The organism is Fulvivirga sp. AWR4_260, from assembly GCF_056158185.1.
The window spans coordinates 649,799-668,359 of the sequence record NZ_JBSWSU010000001.1 but is presented as its reverse complement, the minus strand read 5'-3'; the positions used below and the strand labels follow the sequence as shown (position 1 = coordinate 668,359).

Below are 18,561 nucleotides of genomic sequence, written 5' to 3'. Positions count from 1 at the left end.
GGTGTATATTTAATTAATGCTAAAATTTATAACTCAGGCTAGCCTTGAGTAAAAATGGGCTACCTGGGGTGAAGTGAATTTCTGAAACGGGAGCAGCTTCGTTGTAAAGTCTGCTTTCTGTCTCAAATTGCGCTTCTTTCCATTCGGTATCTAGCAAGTTGACCACAGATAATCCTATCTCATACTTGGGTTGAGTGTAATTAAGCACTGCATCAAGTATAAAATACCCATCTGCTGTTACACTGTTGTCTTCATTGGCAGGTCGGTCATCTAAAAAGCGGTATCTTAAGCTACCGTTAATGCCATTTTTGAAGTTAAAAGATAAGCCGCCAATGCTGGTAAAAGTAGGCGCTAATGGTATGTGGTCCTCTCCATCTTCTGCTTCTTTAGACTTGGGGTCTGTTAAATTCACATCTATGTCAGCATAAAGCCACTTTAAAAGCTGATACCTCACTGATAGATCTACTCCTTTTCTTTGAGTTTTTCCGCTAGGCTCTACAATGGCTTCATCTCCCACATACACAAATTCTTGATCTAAATCTAGAATCCACACGGCAGCATTTACAAGCATGTTAGGCGTGGGTTTGAATACCGCACCAATATCAGTGCCGTATGCTCTAGGCAAAATATCATTACCTTTTTCAGCTACTACTACTCTGGTATCGTTAGAGTGGAAGCCCATACCAGCCTTAATAAATAAACTGGTGTTTTTAGTAAGTTGATAGTTCAATCCTGCCTTAGGAGATAGGGCTCCTTTGGTTTCTGCTTGTCTAGAGTATAAAGAGTCTAGTGCATCTACATAATTAAATATGAAGTAATCGTACCGTAGACCTAGGTTAACATTTAGCTTTTTGCTAATATTCAATTTCTCACGTATGTAACCATACATATTTGTTTGGTCAATATCCCCTCGAGATAAATCATTGATAATGGTTTTTCTGTTTTTTGTGTGAGATAAATGAATATCATTAACATCATCATACCTGAAACCACCGCCTACTTCTGTAAATAGTGGTTTATTGCCAAGTTTTCCATCGTTATTAAACGTGGCCTTATATCCGTATATAGACCTGTTTTCTCCTTGTGTTATTTGGTCGCCATTCACTGGGTCGTTGAGGAAAAAGGTAAAGTTAGATACGAGGTTGAAATCATATTTAGAGAAAAATGCCTGATGCTTAAAAGTAGTATGCTCATCTAGCTGTTTTAAGTATTCAATATTGACATTTGTTCTGCTGGTTTCACCACCTTCAGTATCATCAATAGCTCCAAACCTAGAAATCATTCCACTTTCTACAGCTCGCTCTGGTATTTGCCCCGAAGCATCCCATTTGCTATTGAAGTTAGAGAACGTGATTCTAAATAAAGCATCATCATTGAGGTATTTGCTGTATTTCCCCATCACATTGAACCTTGAGAAATTTTGGCTGCTTTTAAAATAACCGTCTGTTAGGTAAAATTCTGAAGCCAAATACATGCTTTCTTTATTCTTGTTTTCCTCATTGTTGAGTAAGTTAAGCATGGCTACACCACGCTTGGTGCCATACTGACCTCCTTCAAGCTTAATTAAATTATTGCTTAATGAGTTTTTAGTATGAAATGCTGCATAACCTGCTGTGCTAAAATCTCCATGGTCGCTGTAGTATGGTCCTTTATTAAAATCTACTTTTTCTAAAGTTTCTGGTATTACATAATGTAGGTCAGAGTAACCCTGTCCATGTGCATGACTTACCATATTTACAGGTATTCCGTCTACGCTTATGTCTATGTCAGTACCATGGTCTATATCGAAACCACGAAGAAAAATTTGCTCTGCTTTACCACCTCCAGCATGCTGCGCAATAAACAGCCCAGGTATAATTCGTAAGATATCCTGACTGTTTTCTGTAGGCCTTAGTTTAATATCTACTGAAGAAATGCTGTTAATGCTCTTAGCTTCTTCGGTGGATATGACCACATCCGATAATTCTACGCTACTAGGGGTAAGGTAAAAGTTGAGGTTTTTTATATCCTGATCTACTGTAATGGTTTTGCTAACTTTTTCATAGCCGATAAAAGATGCTTCAACCGTATAGGTGCCGCCAGTTATAGCTATAGAATAATTGCCCAATACATCAGTGGCAGCTCCTTTAGTAGAGCTAATAGTGATGTTAGCTCCAGGCAAAGGGGAGCCGCTCTTTTCATATACATGGCCACGAATGGTATAGTTTGCTTGTGCCATTAAGTTTTGGCATAGCAAAGCCATGATCAATGAAAGGAATATTTGAAAATTTCTCATTGATTAAAATTTGACGCGTAATAAGCCATTAAGCGTGGTATTACGCTATTAAAAAAATAATTTCATTTATATGGTGGTAATGAGAAACCGGATGGGAGGAGGAGTAGGTGGTTCTGGCCAGCGATAAAATGCTAGATCCATGTTACGAATTGGAATCATCGATTCTATAGTTTTTCTAAATAGAATGGATATACTTTTATTACTAATGAACTCTATTAGGCAAGTAACCTTAAACGGATTAGTGTGTGGGTTATTCGTTTCTTTATCTTCAACTTCTTTTAACGTTTCAAAGGCTGATGCATGATCTTCTATATGGTGATGATGGTGTGCATGTACTTCATGGTGATGCCAAAAATTTGGCATGTGGTGTGAAATATCGTGCACGAGCGTACCAATTCCATATCCCATAAAAATGGAGAAATATATACTGATTAAAAATATGGTAGCTGCTTGCTTCAAAGGCCGAAATAAACCGCAAACTTAATGGGATAAAATAAAATCTACCACAAAAATTATTGGAAAGGGAAATCGTAGCCCTATTCATATAGCGTATTAATAAAGGCTTTGATAGAAGTGGTTTGTAACTGTTTATCTGTCAGGTGAATGTATAGGATTTATTATTCTTTCATTTTTGTCAGTTAATACTAAAGGCTTTATTCATATCTTACATATATTCCACTATGGTTATAAATTTTAATATATTTACCTGAAGGCAATTTTTTTATCGATGAAGCAAACAATCTATTTATTTTTAGTTTTTTCTATTCTCCTTTTCAGGGTAGGGCTGGCTCAAGAGCAGCCATCTTTAGATGATGTTTATCAAAAGGCCAATGCAAAGTTGGCTCAGCAGGATTATCGAGGTGCTATATTGGATTATTCTCAACTGATAAACTCCAAGTTTAGTAATAATGAGGTGTACGTTAAAAGAGGTGTAGCCTATTTTAACCAAAAGGAGTATGATAAAGCCTTAGCTGACTTTGATGATGCGGTGAAGGCCAGAGTAAATACAGCCGAATTATATAGTTACCGAGGACTAGCAAAATATGAATTGAAAGATTATCAGAGCAGTGCCGGAGATTTGGAGAAGGCAGTTTCTTTAGGTTATAAAGATGCAGAAGGACTCTACAGCTTGGGTAATGCTAAGTTTAGAATTGATAGCTACCAAGATGCTATAAAATATTATGAGCAAGCCGAAGCGGCAGGTTATAAAGAGGCGGTGATGTTTAATAATAGAGGTAAGGCCAGGTCAATGTTGAAAGATTATAAGGCTGCTATGGCTGATTATTCTAAAGCGTTGTCGGCAGATGCCAGTTATGAAAAAGCCTTAGAAAATAGGGCTGAAGCCGCTTATGAGCTTAAGGACTGGAAGCAGGTTGCGGCCGATTATGATGCCCTGATAAAGGCAGGGAAGGTAGACGCTGAAAACTATGCAAGAAAAGGTGTGGCACTGTATGAAACTGGTAACAAGAAAGAAGCACAAGGAGCTCTTGAAAGTGCTTTGCAAAGGGGAAGTAAGCTGCCGATAGTTCCTTATTATTTAGGTCTTACATACTTTGACGATGAAGAATATAAAAAAGCCGCTATTTATTTAGATCAGGCTCAAATAGCAGATAATGCTAACAAAGGGATAGCTCCTAAACTTGGGCAGGCATATTTTTTCACTAAAAACTACTCTGGAGCTATTACTGCATTAACTGACGCGATTAATAAAGGAAGTAATCAGCCAGAAAATTACCTGTACAGGGGCTTGTCTAGGTACGAAATGAAGAAGGAAGACGAGGCCTTATCTGACTTGCAATTGGCAATAGAGAAAGGGGCTACAAATTATGATGCATTTTATGACTTGGCTAATCTGCAATTTAAAAAACAAGAGTACCAATTGGCCGAGACTAACTATACCAAGGCTTTAGGTCTAAATGCCGATGATGCTGTTGTTTTTAATAACAGGGGAAAGGCAAGGTTTAACTTGTCTAAATTCAATGAGGCATTAGCGGATTATAATAAAGCTGTAGCACTAAAAGCAGATTATGAAAAAGCAATTGAGAATAGGGCTGCTGTTTATTATGAGTTAAAAAACTGGAAGAATGCCACCGCAGATTACACTTGGTTAAAAAATAATGGCGCTAAAGATGCAGCACTTTATCAAAACCTTGGTCTTGCAGAATATAACTTAGGAGAATATTCTGGAGCTGCTGAAGATTTAAAATCGGCTATACAGAGGGGGGCAGCTTCTGATGAACTAAGCCTGCCTTTGGGGATCTCGTATTACAAAGCTGGTGATGTGAATAATGCTATCATCTATTTAACACGTGCAGATGAGTCTGGTAAAGGCGATGTGCAGGTGTATGAAATTTTAGGTGAGGCTTACTATAATTCAGGGAATAAAACTAAGGCTGAATTATACCTTTCTAAAGCTATAGATGCAGGAAGTAAGAATAATAAACTGCTGGCTTACAGAGGTGAAATAAGATATAATGCAAGTAAGACAGATGCTGCTCTTGAAGATTTGAAAAAAGCCATGACAGCGGGTGCTATAGGTTACGAAGGCTATAGAATATTGGGAGATATTTATTTTACCAAAGCTGACTATACCAATGCAGTTGCTATGTATGACAAAGCATTAGGGATTAATGCTGAAGATGCTGTAGTGTTTAATAATAGAGGGAAAGCAAAGTTTTTACAAAAGCAATATCAGGCAGCCATACCAGATTTTGATAAAGCCATCAGCCTTAAGGCAGATTATGGTAAAGCATTTTTAAACAGAGGTATGTCCAAATATCAGTTGAAAAAATATGCTGAAGCGGTTAGTGATTTACAAAAAGCGGAACAACTGGGCTCTTCAGATAATGATGCCGTAGAAATGCTTGCCATTGCTAATTATAATCAAGGAAATAAAGAAGAGGCTAAAAAGTATTTGGTGAAGGCGGTGAATGGAGGCTCTAATAATGGTGAGGTTTATTTGTATAGTGGTTTTGTCTCTTTTGAAGACCAAGACTATAAACGTGCTGCTACATATTTAGATAAAGCCGAATCTTTAGGGCAAACTTCAAATGATATTTACGACAAAAGAGGTCAGGCTTATTATAAGTCAGATAATATGAGTAAAGCCATTACAGACTTAGAGAAAGCAAGTGCTGCGGGTAGCAAATCTGTTTTTACTTATGAAATGCTCGGAGATGCTTATTATCAAAAGAAAGATTATGACAAGGCGGTACTAGCTTTAGGTAAGGCTGCTTCATTAGGATCAAAAAATAAAGAGGTATTTTATGTATTAGGTAATGCCCAATTCAGACAGGAGAAATATAGTGAAGCCATTAATAGCTATAATCAGGCTATTACTTTTGGGGCAGTTGATGAGTTGGTATATAACAATAGAGGGAAAGCCAAATTTCTGTTAGGTGAAAATAGTGATGCTATAGCTGATTATAGCAAGGCCTTAGATATAAAGCCAGACTATAATGTGGCTCTTAAAAATAGGGGTGTGGCAGAATATAAAGCCGAAAATTATAATGCTGCTATTAAAGATTTAAATGTAATTGCAGCAGCAGGGGAGGCTGAGAAAGAGGAATATTTATACTTGGGTTTATCCAAGTTTAAGCAAAAGGATTATGAAGGTGCTATCAATGACCTTGAGCAGGCTCAATTAATTGGTTCTAAGGATAAAGAGCTTTACTATGGTTTAGGAAATGCATTTTATTATCAAAAGCAATATGCAAATGCCGTAACCCCGCTCACTCAGGCTATAGACCAAGGAATGGCCGATTTGCAGACTATTGAAAATAGAGGTAATACCTATTATGAATTAGGGAGTTATGACTTGGCTGTTAAGGATTTAGAGAAAGCCATGGCTATGGGGAGTACCAGTACAGATCTTAATCAAAAATTAGGGAATGCCTATTATGAAACCAACAATTTTAGCGGAGCTATTGAAGCGCTCAATAAAGCTCTGGCCAGTTCGCCTAACGATGGTAAAGCATATTTTTATAGAGGCAACTCTCAATTTAGGTTAAAAAATTATGATGCAGCTGTAGCAGATTATAATAAAGCCATTCAATCAGGTTATAAAGATGCTATCCTGTTTAATAATAAAGGTAAAGCTTTGGAGTTGCAAGGCAAAGAGCAGGACGCTGTAGATAGTTATTCTGAGGCTATATCGGAAAACATGAACTACGGAAGGGCTTACGAGAACAGAGGTAAGCTGTATTTTAAAATGAAAAACCATGAAAAAGCCATGCAGGACTTTTATAAGTTCGAAGAGCTTTCTGAAGGTGTGGATGGAGATGTAGCCTTAATGCTTGCCGAGTCTATCTATATGATGGGTAACTACAGAGAGGCATTAAGTTATTATAATGGTTTAATAGAAGCAGGTAGTAAAAGTGGTGAATTATTTCATCATAGAGGTAGATGCTTGCTGGAATTAGAGTTGTATGACGATGCACTAGAGGATTTAGAACAAGCCGTGAGAGCAGGGGAAAAAGGCCCTGAGGTGTTAATGGATAGATCAAGGGCTTATATTTATTTGGGTGAAAATAGAGCAGCACTAGCAGATTTAAATGCAGTACTAGAAGCTCAACCAGAAAATGCAGATGCTTATTATAACAGGGCATTTTTAAAAGAAGATGCAGAAGATTATGATGGTGCTGTTTCTGATTATAATAAAGTTATAGAACTCAACCCCGATGATGCTGCAGCACACTTTAACTTGGCTAATGCTAAAGTGTCTTCTGGCAATGTAGGAGGTGCGTTAGAAGCTGTAAATAAGGCAATTGAACTATCACCTGATAATGCCAATTATTACAAAGTAAAAGGTAATATTTTATATCAGATAGATGAAGAGGAAGAGGCATGTATCAGCTGGAAAAAAGCTGTAGAAATGGGAGATAAGAAGGCTGCTTATTTCGTTTCTCAATATTGTGATTAAGCAGGAAAATTGAGATAATTTTTCGTGAAATTTTAGTCTATTAACACTTACTTTATTGCGAGTAAAGGTATTAATAAGTGGAAGGAGGATTCCATAATGACTAAAATTTTCAGCTTATTATTATTTATTATCCCCGTACAATTATGGGGTAATATTATTACCGCAAAAGTGGTAAATGTTATTGATGGTAATACTATTGAAGTAGAGACTGTTGATGATGGTATAATTCAAATTTTGCTAAGTGAAGTAGATTGTCCTGAAATAGGACAGAACTTTGCTGAGGAAGCAAAAAAACTTACAGAAAGCCTTATTTTAAAAAAGAAGATTCATGTAGAGCTGGTGGGCAAAGATAGATGGGGTAATAAGTTGGCCGTAGTGCTTTTGAAAAATGGTACTAATTTAAACCATGAGCTTATAAAAGCAGGATTAGCTTGGGCTAATTTAAATACTTCAGAGCGGATGGCTCATATGCAGGCTGAAGCTCAAAGTGGCAAAAAAGGATTGTGGGTAGAACAAAACCCCGAGGCACCATGGGTGTATCGCAGAAAGCAAACCATGTTGAGACCAAAAGGCATGTAGTACAATAATTCTTTTATATTAGTAGTTATAAATATGAAAGAATTAATGTGTTGATATGAGATTTATATTGCTTTTGAGTTTAATGGTAGTTGGGCTGGTTTTTACATCGAACGCACAATCTAAAAAGAAGAATAAACAAAAAAATAAAACTGAAAATGTAAATAGAAGTAATTCTTTTGAACCTTTTTCTGCTGAAAAAATGCAGGAAACTAATAAGAAGGTGAGTAAAAGGAGAAAGAAAACTAAGACAAAAAGTTTTCGTTCGCTTTTTAACAAAAGAATGGAGGATAAAAAGCAAGAGTTTTATAATCGTTTAGAGGCTAACGCCAAGCGAGATAAAAAAATAGCCCGGAAAATGAAAAAACCACAATACTCAGATCCAATGTATTTTGGGCACAAAAAGAAACCCAAGAAAAGGAAACGTGGTAAACGCAAGTTCTGTAAAGAATGCGGCATAGTACATTAATAAAAAAGCCCTGTAATTTAATTACAGGGCTTTTTTATTAACTAATTTCTAGGAAGGTAGTTATTAAGGGATGGGTTGCGTTATTTTATGATTATGAAGAATTTAAATCGATTTATAGAACAAACCAACTTAAGGCCTACTTTGGTCGCTGACGATATAGATATTTTAGTAAAACAGGCTAAAGAACACCAGTTTGTGGGTATATGCGTCCCTCCTTTTTGGGTGAAAAGAGCTGCCAGAGAATTAGAAGAGGAGGATATTCAATTGGTAACGGTAGTGGGGTTTCCTTTGGGATATAATATGACAGAGGTTAAATTGACTGAAATAGAACTAGCCATGAAAGATGGTGCTGATGAAATTGATATGGTTTTGAATATATCAGCATTTAAATCAAACCTGCCATGGGCGAAAATTGACATTGCAAAATGTACTAATGCCGTACATCAAGAGTCTAAGCTGATAAAGGTAATCATCGAAACTGATTATTTGAGTAAGGAAGAGATTGTGATAGCGAGTAAAATGTGTGCCGATGCTGGTGTTGATTATGTGAAAACATCCACAGGTTTTGCTAATAGTGGAGCTCAGGTTGAAGACATTCAACTGATGCGTGACGTGTTACCGTCAAATGTAGGTCTAAAAGCTTCTGGTGGCATAAAAACATATGAACAGGCTTTAGCTTTAATCAATGCTGGGGCTGATCGTTTAGGTACATCTTCAGGTGTTGACATCATTAAACAATTATGAAAAAGCATATAAAAGTTAGTGTTAAGGGTAAGGTTCAAGGGGTTTATTATCGAGCTTCTACCAAAACTAAAGCTGTGGAGCTGGGGGTGAATGGCTGGGTAAAAAATATGGACGATGGTTCAGTTTATTTAGAAGCCGAGGGAGCTTCAGAAGCATTGGATTTATTGGTGCAGTGGTGTCATCAAGGGCCACCCATGGCAGAGGTAGTGGAGGTCAAGGTGCAAGATAGTGCCGCATTAGAAGGGTTTAAGTCTTTTGATGTGCGCTATTAATGACAGTATCAGCTTTATTGAAATTAAGAAAACTGCATTTTTGAAATGATAGTTGGTAATAGATTACTCATGTACTTTAAGTATTTATATTATATCTAAAATTTACCGTTTGGCGAACGATTTTCAATTTAATTGATGTTTTAATGGTGTAGTTAATGATTTGATAATCAGCAATTTATTATATTAATATGTAATGTCAATGTTAAAAGTGGTAATTTTGTGTTTACTTTTTCTTTTTACATGTAATATATTAATGTAATATGCAATAAATTGCAAAAGAAAATTTGAGAAGGGATAGGTTTGTTAACGTGCTAATAAGTATATAAATGAAAGGTTTTCAGAAATTAAAGATTTGCGTACTGCTAAACATATTATCAAGTATAGTAGTTTTTAATGGCTATGCTCAATGTCCTGGTGCGCAAGGAGATCAGGTTACTTATGGAGTCGATCAATGGTTGGGATACGTTTACAGTGAGAGAGAATCTTTTAATAATGCTGATTACCAAGGATTTATAATTCAGGCTGAAAGTTTTGATAACAGCTTTTGTGGTGATGATTGTAATTTTGCTACTAACGGTTGTGATGTGCAGACTGAAACCTTTACTGTGCGCTATAAAATGCAAAAAGATTATGGTGCAGCATCTGTATATAGAATTACCGTAGGTGGAGATGATGGTGTAAGATTAAGTTTAGATGGTGGCTCTACTTATGTATTGGGCTCATGGGCTTTGCATAGCTACACTGAATACCAAGATCTAATTGTTCTTAATGGAGCTACTAATATGGTTTTTGACTATTTCGAGAATGGGGCTCAGAACCGAGTTCGTATGAATATCACTAACCTAGGAGCTGCTTGGGGTGGTTTAGTTGGTACTAGTCAATATTATTGCCAAGCTGGGCCGGTTGATCCTGCTGCATTTACCAATCAGGAAAGAGCTGCATTTGTTTCTGGTGGTACTCCTCAGTATCAGTGGCAAGTATCTACGGATAATGCCAGTTGGGCTGATATAAGTGGTGCTACTGCGGCTACTTACGATGCTCCATCTTTAAATAGCGGAATAGTATACTATAGAAGAAGGGCTTTTGATGGAGGAAGTGCTTATGCTTATTCTAATACCCTTACAGTAGAAGTAGAATCTGTTGCTGCAGAGGACCAAACAGCGTATGGTGATCAAGAGTGGATAGGCTATTTGTATGATAACCGAGATGATTTCACTAATAACTACAGAGGTAGTATAACAGAGCCTGAGATCTTTGATGAGAACTTTGGGGGTGATGGAGTTAATTTTTCTACTTCAGGTTGTGATGTGTATACTGAGACATACTCAGCAAGGTTTAGAATGAGAAAAACGTTTGATTGTGGTGATTATCAATTTACTATTGGTGCTGATGATGGGGTAAGGTTAAGTATTGATGGTGGAGCCACTTTTTTAATCAACAACCTATATTATGATCATGGGTATATTACCACTACTTCGGCTGATGTCTCTTTGGATGGAAGCTATGACTTAGTGCTTGAGTATTATGAGAATGGAGGCGGAAATAGGGTGACATTTTCTTACACTCAAACTAATACTTGTCCGCTACCAGTAGAGTTGAGCAGCTTTGATGTGGAGGCAGTTGGTGATGTAAATGAATTGAATTGGGTAACCGTGTCGGAAATAAATAATGCAGGTTTTCAGGTAGAAAGAAGTAGAGATGCCGTGACCTATGAAACTATTGGATGGGTTGAAGGTAATGGAAATTCAAATGAAGTACATAGTTACTCATTTGAAGATGCACATGCTTATGGTAAATACTACTATAGATTGAAGCAGGTGGATTATGATGGTGCTTTTGAGTATAGCCCTGTAAAGGTGGTGTCTAATCAATTGCAGAATTTAGTAGAGGTTTATCCTAACCCGGCAAATGAATTTGTGATTGTGAAAACGCCTGATATTGAGTTTGATTACAAAGTGTTTAATAGTGTAACCGGAGTAGAGGTTAATGTAGCTCGCAAGGGTAATAGACTCCTTTTTGAAAATATTAAGCCCGGTATGTATGTGTTAAGTATTACAACCGAAGCTGCTTCGTTTAAAGAAAATATAGTGATAATTCACTAAAAAGAATTGTCTATTGGCTTTAACAATTAAGTTGTAACGTTGGAAAAGCTTCCTATAAGGGAGCTTTTCTTTTTTGTGCTCTTACGAGATGGTGAGGAATTTAAAGCTGCGTGAGATTAGGCAATTTTCATTTTTACAATGCCCTTATGCTTGTAAATTTTAAGGTCAAAATGCTGATTAATGAAGTTTTTCATTCTGTTTTCAGCTAATTCAGCTTTTCTTCCTTCAGGGTAAAAAACGGTAAGCTCCAGCACTGCTTTTAAGAAGTTGGGCTTAAAGCAGAAGTTTACTAACCACTTTTTATAAGAAGCAGCCCAGTCTTCTTTGTATTTTAAATAATGATCAGAACCATCAAACAAAAGCTCTAGTTGGTTGTCGCCATGGATGTAACGATAAACCCCGGCAAGGTTTCTGTAAAACTCTTCTAGCCTATTAGTGTAGCTGGTTTTATGTCCCTGTATTGATCTTATAGGATCATCAGTAATGCCAAGAGGGTTGTATTGCTCTAAGTAGAACTTTTTAGCAAAATCGATAAGATAAACAATTAGCTCTTCTTCGCTATCGAGCTGAGCCTTTTCTAAAATGTAGTTCTTGTCTAACTTAAAGTATTTCTGAATCATTATTTTCTAGCAATAATATCCTGCAAATATAAAGGTTCTTTTTTAATTATTATGGTAAAAATGCCTCAAAGCTTACATTAAGACTTATTTAAAGGGTGAATTTTCCTCTTTGGCCATTACATTGTATACCATTTTATCCATCATACCAGGGAACCACTTGTTTAAAAACACAGTTAACTTTCCTTGGCTAGTAAGTATCAAATGCTTTTTGCGCTTTATAGTGGCTTTGTATATGTGTTTTGCACACTCTTCAGCACTCATCATTTTCTCTTCTTGGCGAGGAGATTCTCCTTGGTGGCTGCCGTCTGCCGTTAGCGATGTTTTACGGATGTTGGATGCGGTAAATCCAGGGCAAGCGGTTAATACATGCACGTCTTTTTTAAGCATTTCGGTACGCAATACTTCCAAAAATCCTTGTAAAGCAAATTTACTTGCCGAATATCCTGTGCGCCCAGGTAACCCTCTGTAGCCTGCTATAGAGGAGATGCCGATAACGGAACCTTTACTTTTTATAATATGCGGTAGTGCATATTTTGTGGCATACAAAGCGCCATAGAAATTAATGTCCATGACTCTTTTTACTATATCTAAATCTAATTCTTCAAACAATGCACGCATGCTTATACCAGCATTGTTGATAAGAACATCTATTCTTCCATAATGATCAATAGCAGCATTTACCATCTTTTCATTGTCTTCTTCTTTACTTACATCAGATTGGAAGCCGATAGTATTAATGCCTTTAGTTTGTAATTCTTTTACAGCTTCATCAAGGGCATCTTTTTTTCTGCCCGTAATCATGATATTAGCGCCATGACTACCAAAAACTTCAGCCATAGCTTTACCTATACCTGATGAACCGCCTGTAATAATTACTACTTTGTCTTTCATTATGATTAAAATTAAAACGCTAAAATAAGAGATTAGAAATACTATTGTCACATCTTTTTAATAAATGGCTATTTTTGAACATATGTTTATGCTTAAAATATTGTCTAGGCTTCCGATGCCAATACTGTATGGTATTTCTACGGTAATGTATTTCATTGTATTTCATGTAGCTGGGTATAGAAAGAAAGTGGTGAAGACTAATATTCAAAACTCTTTTCCTGAAAAGTCTTCCGCTGAGGTGAATGCCGTGACTAAGGCGTTTTATAAGCGTTTCATGGACTTTGCAGTAGAAACCCTCAAGGCATTTACCATTTCGGAAAAGGAATTATTAAAACGTGTTGATTTCCGATTTGGAAATGACGTAAAGAAACATGCTGAGAATGGCCAATCTATCTTGGTGGTGGCATCGCATCAATTTAACTGGGAGTGGGCGTTATTGGCTGGCTGTGTAGTACTGCCCTTTCCTGTTGATGCTGTTTATCAAAGGCTTAACAATAAAGGGTTTGATAAGCTTATGGTAAATACTAGGGGTAAGTTTGGAGGTAGGCCCATTGAGAAAAATTATATCATTAGAGAAATTGTTAAAAATCCTGATAGGCTGAGAGCCATTGGCATGGTGGCAGACCAGTCGCCTAGGAAGAAGTCTCATAAGCACTGGACTACATTTTTAAATCAGGATACTGCTTTTTATTTGGGGCCTGAGCAAATTGCCAAAGTGGCTAAATTTCCTGTTTACTTTTTTAAAGTTACACAGAGCAGAAGAGGGCATTATAATGTTGATTTGGTGCCACTGGCTGAGCCGCCTTATCAGAAAAACGACAATCATTTAATTATAGAGGCCTACGCAAAGGCTACGGAAGCATTAATAAAAGAAGACCCTGCAGGTTATCTGTGGTCTCATAAAAGATGGAAGCTTAAAAAGGAAAGTTAAAATCAATAAAAAATCCCCTGAAAAGGGGATTGTGATTTTATGTAAGTAGTGATTCTATATCTTCTTTAGACAAGCTCTTTACGAAACTCTCCTCTGTAGATATTAAATCACTTGCAAGCTTTCTCTTATGGTTTTGTAGTGCCAATATCTTCTCTTCCACAGTGTTTTTTGTGATAAATTTATAGGTAAACACTTTGTTTTCTTGCCCAATTCTGTGTGCCCTATCTACTGCTTGTGCTTCAATAGCTGGGTTCCACCATGGGTCAAGTATGAATACATAATCAGCTTTAGTTAAGTTAAGCCCTAGTCCTCCAGCTTTTAGGGATATTAAAAAAACTTTGAGCTCAGGAGTGTTTTGAAAGCGCTCAACTTGGCCCTGACGGTCTTTTGTAGAACCGTCTAAATATGCAAAGTCTATTTTCTTTTCCTTCAAGTGGTCAGCCAGAATGGATAGATGTTTTACAAATTGGCTGAAAATTAATATTTTATGATCATCTCTAATGGCGTTGTCCAACATTAAAACTACGTCTTCCATTTTACCTGAGTCACCATCGTATTCTGCATCTACCATTTTAGGGTGGTTGGCAATTTGGCGTAGTTTGGTAAGCCCTTGTAATAATAGAAGCTGTGATTTGTTGAGGCCTTGAGACTCAATATTTTCTAAAATCTTATTTCTGTAGAAAGATTTTACCTTTTCGTATTCTTTGTCCTGATCGTACGTAAGACCACTATATTGAATGTTTTCTACTTTCTCTGGTAGTTCTGTTGCTACCTGAGACTTGTGCCTGCGCAATATAAATGGCTTAATGATGGCATTGAGCTTTTTGCTTTTATCTTCATCTTGTTTCTTTTCAATGGGGTTCAAAAACTCATTTTTAAAGAAGCTTTGAGTGCCCAAAAGCCCTGGGTTGATGAAGTTCATTTGAGACCATAAATCCATAGTACTGTTTTCTAAAGGCGTACCTGTTAAGATAAGTCTGTGTCTGGCATTTAGGTCTCTCACTGCTTTAGCAATGTTGGATGTAGGGTTTTTTATGGCTTGAGATTCATCCAGTATTACATAGTTGAAATAATATTCAGTAAGTAAGTCAATGTCTAGTCTAACAATACCATATGATGTGATGATGACATCATATTTTGAAAATTTAGACGGATCCTTATCTCTATTTGTGCCCGTATATACAAAAACGTTAAGGTCTGGAGTAAATTTTTTGGCTTCCATTTCCCAGTTATAAATCAGGGAAGTGGGCATAATTAAGAGTGAAGCCCCCTCCATACCCGCTTCTTTTTGGGATAGTAATAAAGTTAGGGTCTGCACAGTTTTACCAAGACCCATATCGTCTGCCAGGCAGCCACCAAACTTGTATTGGTTAAGGAAGGTGAGCCAGTTGTAACCCGCTTTTTGATAAGGGCGCAGCTCTCCTTTGAAGTTACTGGGCACCGAATAATCTTCAATTTCCTGAAACTCTTTTAGGGCTTCTAATTTTCTGCTCATGGTGACTTTGGCCAAGTTGCCATTATCTAAATCTTGAACTAGTGCTAAGTGGTGCTTTTTAAGTTTTGGATCACCGTTTTCATCTTCTTCAGCAAACGCAAATAGTTCTGAATATTCTGTCAACCAAGACTCAGGAATAACAGCTATCTCACCATTAGGAAGTGTTACTTCCATTTTTTTCTTTATAATTAGCTTTCTAAGCTCTTTGAAGCTAATTTCATATTCGCCAAATTGAATAATGGCTTCTATATCGAACCAGTCTATGTTTTCATTGACTTCAACCTTTATTCGATATTCTCCAATAAAGTATTTCTTGTCAGATTTTATCTTTTGATTAATCTCAAAGTTTCTGTTGAGAAGTTCATTTCTATTCTCATCGAGCCAAGCAAAGGCTGCAGTTTTACCTATGGCAGCTTTGGAGTTTCTTAAAGGCAGGCCTGAGTTTATGATAAACTGAAGAATGTCTTTTTCAGCATCGAGTTTCCTTTTTACCCTGTGAAATGTATAGTCATCACCTTTCTTTTCTACAGTAACGGTTATGGGGCCAATATTGCTCGCCTTGAATTTATAAGGTCCGTATTGAAATGATAATTCAAATAATATTTTTTCAGCATCTGTATCATTTTCCTTATTGCCATTGTCAAATAGCGAAAGGCTAGAGCTGTTTCCTGCTAATTCGGAGATTACAAGTATTGGCTTGGGGTCATATTGCTCACTATTAATGGTGAAACCTTTGGCATATACATCAAAAGAAGCAATTAAAGGAGCTACAAATTTTGTATAATAGGTTTCTTCAACATTTTTAGGGATTACTATAAATTTCTTGTTTAAGAAAGGAGCCAGCTTTTTGCCGTCCACATCTTTTTCAAATGAATAGAGTTTTCCATCAAGCACCATCCATGCAGGGTTTTTGCATATGATATAAGCTCCTTGGTACTGAAAGTCTACTTTTTCATCGTTGTATTTTATGGTAGGGAAATAGTGCGTATTTTCTTCATTTCTTCTAAAATGAAATAATACAGAAGCTTTATTTTCCAGCACTTCTATTTGCTTCCATGCAGGCTCTCCATCATTGCCCATTTCAAACACCCACTTGCCTATCAGTTTGGCTAAAACTTTAGACCTTCGCCTTTCCATATAGTTGTATATTTCTGCTTGCAAAGGCTCATTGCCTTTTTCTTTGTCATATACTTTAGGAAAGAAATCTTCAGGTTTTACATTTTTCTTGTTGAAATGCTTTATTACTGCCCCTTGTTGCATGGAGTCCATTAGGTCAATGAGCTCATAGTCGGTTTCGTCAAGACCGTTAGCAAATTCGGCAGCGTTAGCTGCAGATATATTCTGATGTTGTAAGGTAAGTTTTCCCTTATCATCAAGATGTACAACAAATGATTCGAATAAATAACCTAGATATTCGTGCTGATATAATGAATATATTATTTGAAACGGTTGTGCTGCAGATACCTTCATAATTTGACTTGAACTAACTCGCAAATTAAAGAAAAAGTAAGGTTTTAAGGGGTATATTTATATGTGATTTGTTGAAAGAAATCACAATTAATCACTTGTCACGCGCCTACTTTCTTTACCTTTTTTAAGGGTTTTTAACTTAAATGTAAGCTTTTTTGTTGTTATTTTTTGCAAAAACTTGCACTAAAGATTTTCTGATGAATTATAACGTGTAGCTATAACAGCCGGTCTATAAGAGATGGCTATTGTAATAATTATCAGACTTAAAGAGGTGTAAATGAAATCAGAGGCCTGAACTTTTACAGGGTAGTTTTCTAATACTGATGTTTGCATGCCCATAGAGATTAACCCCAAGTTTTGCTGTAGCCAACAGAATGCCCCACCAAGTAATAGGCCTATAGCTGCTCCTCCTAAACTAATAATGGCTCCCTCAGCAATGAAGATGCTCCTTACTAATTTGTTGTCAGCCCCTAAAGCAAAAAGTACCGATATATCTTTCTTCTTGTCAATGGCTAGCATGGTAAGCGCAAAGAATATATTGATAGAGCCAACTGCCAATATGAATGAGAAAGCTATGAATACAAAGAGCTTTTCCAGGTTAAGTAGCTTGTAGAGATCAGCATGCTGTTCTTCATTGTTTAGCACATTAAACTCATCTCCAAGTAAGCTGATGAGTTCTTTTTTAACCTTGTCTATGTTGTAGCCCTCATTTGTTTTTATTTCAAGGCTAGTTCTTTTGTTGCCATAGTCTAGTAGGTCTTGGGCAAAACCTAGCGGAACAAAAATGTAATTCTCGTCATAGGTTTTTTCAATGGCGAAGACACTTCCAGGAAGAATATTTTTCTTGCTATAAAGCTTGCTGTAATCTATACTTCCGGCTTTTATATCTTTAATGTAATGGACCTGAAGAGGGTATACATCGCTGCCTGGCATAATAGAAAGGGCGTACTGTACACCTCTGCCAATGATAGCGTAGTTAATCCCGTTTTCTTTCAGCTTCAATTCGCCAGTAACTATGGCAGAATCTATTCTTTTTTGATCTAAAAAGTTATTGCTTACGCCTTTAATAGTCACTACCATGTCGGCATCGCGGTACCTAACGTATGCATAGTCTTCTATTACCTGAGTAACAATGGCTACACCATCAGTCTGGTTAATTTTATTGGATAGCTCTTCAGTATACTCAAAAGACTTGCCTTCAACAGCCGTTATTTTTATTTCAGGGTCAAAGGCGGTGTATAATGATCTTAATAAATCTTCTAGCCCGTTAAAAACAGATAAAACTATTATTAAGGCAGCAGTGCAGAGTGCCACCATAGCCATGGCCATAATAGAAATAATGTTAATGAAATTTCTTTTCCTTGTAGAGAAAAAGTATTTACGGGCTATAAAGAAAGTAAGATTCAAAGGTTAGTCTTTTTGAGAGTTATCGTCTTTTGATGGTAGGTTGAGATCATCGATTAACTTATCAATTCTAGATGCTTTTTCTTCTATTTCATCTTTGTAGAAAATAAGTTCAGGGACAATACGAACCTGTTTGCCAATTTTAAGACCGAGCTCTCTACGTATTTCACTTTTGTGTTCATTGATTTTATCCATCAAAGCATCTTTATCTTTCACTAACATCATGGATAAATATATCTTTGCCACGCTCAAATCAGGACTTATTTTTACATCGGCAACAGTAACAAAGTTATTGCTAAAGATGCCTGGCTTATCTTTTTGAATGATATCGCTCATATCACGCAAAATAAGTCTTGAGAATTTCTGTTGTCTCTTGCTCTCGTTCATAATT

At 36.6% G+C, this 18,561-nt stretch carries 14 protein-coding genes; 7 read left to right on the top strand and 7 right to left on the bottom strand.

Features of this window, described 5'->3' with window-relative positions:
- Positions 1–19: 19 nt before the first annotated feature.
- Together ACXACQ_RS02835 and ACXACQ_RS02830 are read right to left on the bottom strand one after the other, a co-directional pair.
- Positions 20–2,218 (bottom strand): TonB-dependent receptor, encoded by a 2,199-nt coding sequence (locus ACXACQ_RS02835; RefSeq protein ID WP_474974410.1) that lies wholly within the window; start codon positions 2,216–2,218, stop codon positions 20–22.
- Between the two features lie 123 nt (positions 2,219–2,341).
- Positions 2,342–2,683 (bottom strand): hypothetical protein, encoded by a 342-nt coding sequence (locus ACXACQ_RS02830; protein ID WP_474974409.1) that lies wholly within the window; start codon positions 2,681–2,683, stop codon positions 2,342–2,344.
- 319 nt (positions 2,684–3,002) lie between these two features.
- Here ACXACQ_RS02830 and ACXACQ_RS02825 point away from each other — a divergent pair, with 319 nt between their 5' ends.
- From ACXACQ_RS02825 to ACXACQ_RS02800, 6 genes are all read left to right on the top strand, one after another.
- The gene (locus ACXACQ_RS02825) at positions 3,003–7,196 is read left to right on the top strand and encodes a tetratricopeptide repeat protein (protein ID WP_474974408.1); all 4,194 of its coding nucleotides are present in this window, start codon (positions 3,003–3,005) and stop codon (positions 7,194–7,196) included.
- Positions 7,197–7,292: 96 nt separating this feature from the next.
- Entirely contained in the window at positions 7,293–7,775 is a 483-nt protein-coding gene (locus ACXACQ_RS02820; RefSeq protein WP_474974407.1) for a thermonuclease family protein, read from the top strand.
- A gap of 55 nt (positions 7,776–7,830) precedes the next feature.
- Positions 7,831–8,241 carry a hypothetical protein gene (locus tag ACXACQ_RS02815; protein WP_474974406.1) on the top strand — a complete coding sequence of 137 codons (411 nt, stop codon included), beginning with the start codon at positions 7,831–7,833 and terminating at the stop codon, positions 8,239–8,241.
- A gap of 93 nt (positions 8,242–8,334) precedes the next feature.
- Complete coding sequence (deoC, locus tag ACXACQ_RS02810; protein ID WP_474974405.1) at positions 8,335–8,985, top strand: deoxyribose-phosphate aldolase; 651 nt, start codon at positions 8,335–8,337, stop codon at positions 8,983–8,985.
- Complete coding sequence (locus ACXACQ_RS02805) at positions 8,982–9,257, top strand: acylphosphatase (RefSeq protein ID WP_474974404.1); 276 nt, start codon at positions 8,982–8,984, stop codon at positions 9,255–9,257. Before deoC ends, ACXACQ_RS02805 begins: the two co-directional genes overlap by 4 nt.
- Positions 9,258–9,583: 326 nt before the next feature.
- On the top strand, positions 9,584–11,359 hold the full coding sequence (locus tag ACXACQ_RS02800) for a T9SS type A sorting domain-containing protein (RefSeq protein ID WP_474974403.1): 1,776 nt from the start codon (positions 9,584–9,586) through the stop codon (positions 11,357–11,359).
- A 116-nt stretch (positions 11,360–11,475) separates the two neighbouring features.
- On the opposite strand, the gene ACXACQ_RS02795 is transcribed toward ACXACQ_RS02800, so the two are convergent.
- Positions 11,476–11,979, bottom strand: coding sequence for a hypothetical protein (locus tag ACXACQ_RS02795; protein WP_474974402.1), 504 nt, complete (start codon positions 11,977–11,979; stop codon positions 11,476–11,478).
- 84 nt (positions 11,980–12,063) lie between these two features.
- Positions 12,064–12,870, bottom strand: coding sequence for an SDR family oxidoreductase (locus tag ACXACQ_RS02790; RefSeq protein WP_474974401.1), 807 nt, complete (start codon positions 12,868–12,870; stop codon positions 12,064–12,066).
- Positions 12,871–12,958: 88 nt separating this feature from the next.
- Between ACXACQ_RS02790 and ACXACQ_RS02785 the strand changes: the two genes are divergently transcribed.
- Positions 12,959–13,801, top strand: a complete 843-nt coding sequence (locus tag ACXACQ_RS02785; protein ID WP_474974400.1) for a lysophospholipid acyltransferase family protein — start codon at positions 12,959–12,961, stop codon at positions 13,799–13,801.
- A 37-nt stretch (positions 13,802–13,838) separates the two neighbouring features.
- Here ACXACQ_RS02785 and ACXACQ_RS02780 read toward each other — a convergent pair whose 3' ends face one another.
- The 3 genes from ACXACQ_RS02780 to rbfA form a co-directional block, all read right to left on the bottom strand.
- Positions 13,839–16,766 (bottom strand): DEAD/DEAH box helicase, encoded by a 2,928-nt coding sequence (locus tag ACXACQ_RS02780; protein WP_474974399.1) that lies wholly within the window; start codon positions 16,764–16,766, stop codon positions 13,839–13,841.
- Between the two features lie 183 nt (positions 16,767–16,949).
- Complete coding sequence (locus ACXACQ_RS02775) at positions 16,950–18,173, bottom strand: FtsX-like permease family protein (RefSeq protein ID WP_474974398.1); 1,224 nt, start codon at positions 18,171–18,173, stop codon at positions 16,950–16,952.
- A 3-nt stretch (positions 18,174–18,176) separates the two neighbouring features.
- Positions 18,177–18,557 carry a 30S ribosome-binding factor RbfA gene (gene rbfA, locus ACXACQ_RS02770; protein ID WP_474974397.1) on the bottom strand — a complete coding sequence of 127 codons (381 nt, stop codon included), beginning with the start codon at positions 18,555–18,557 and terminating at the stop codon, positions 18,177–18,179.
- Positions 18,558–18,561: the final 4 nt, after the last annotated feature.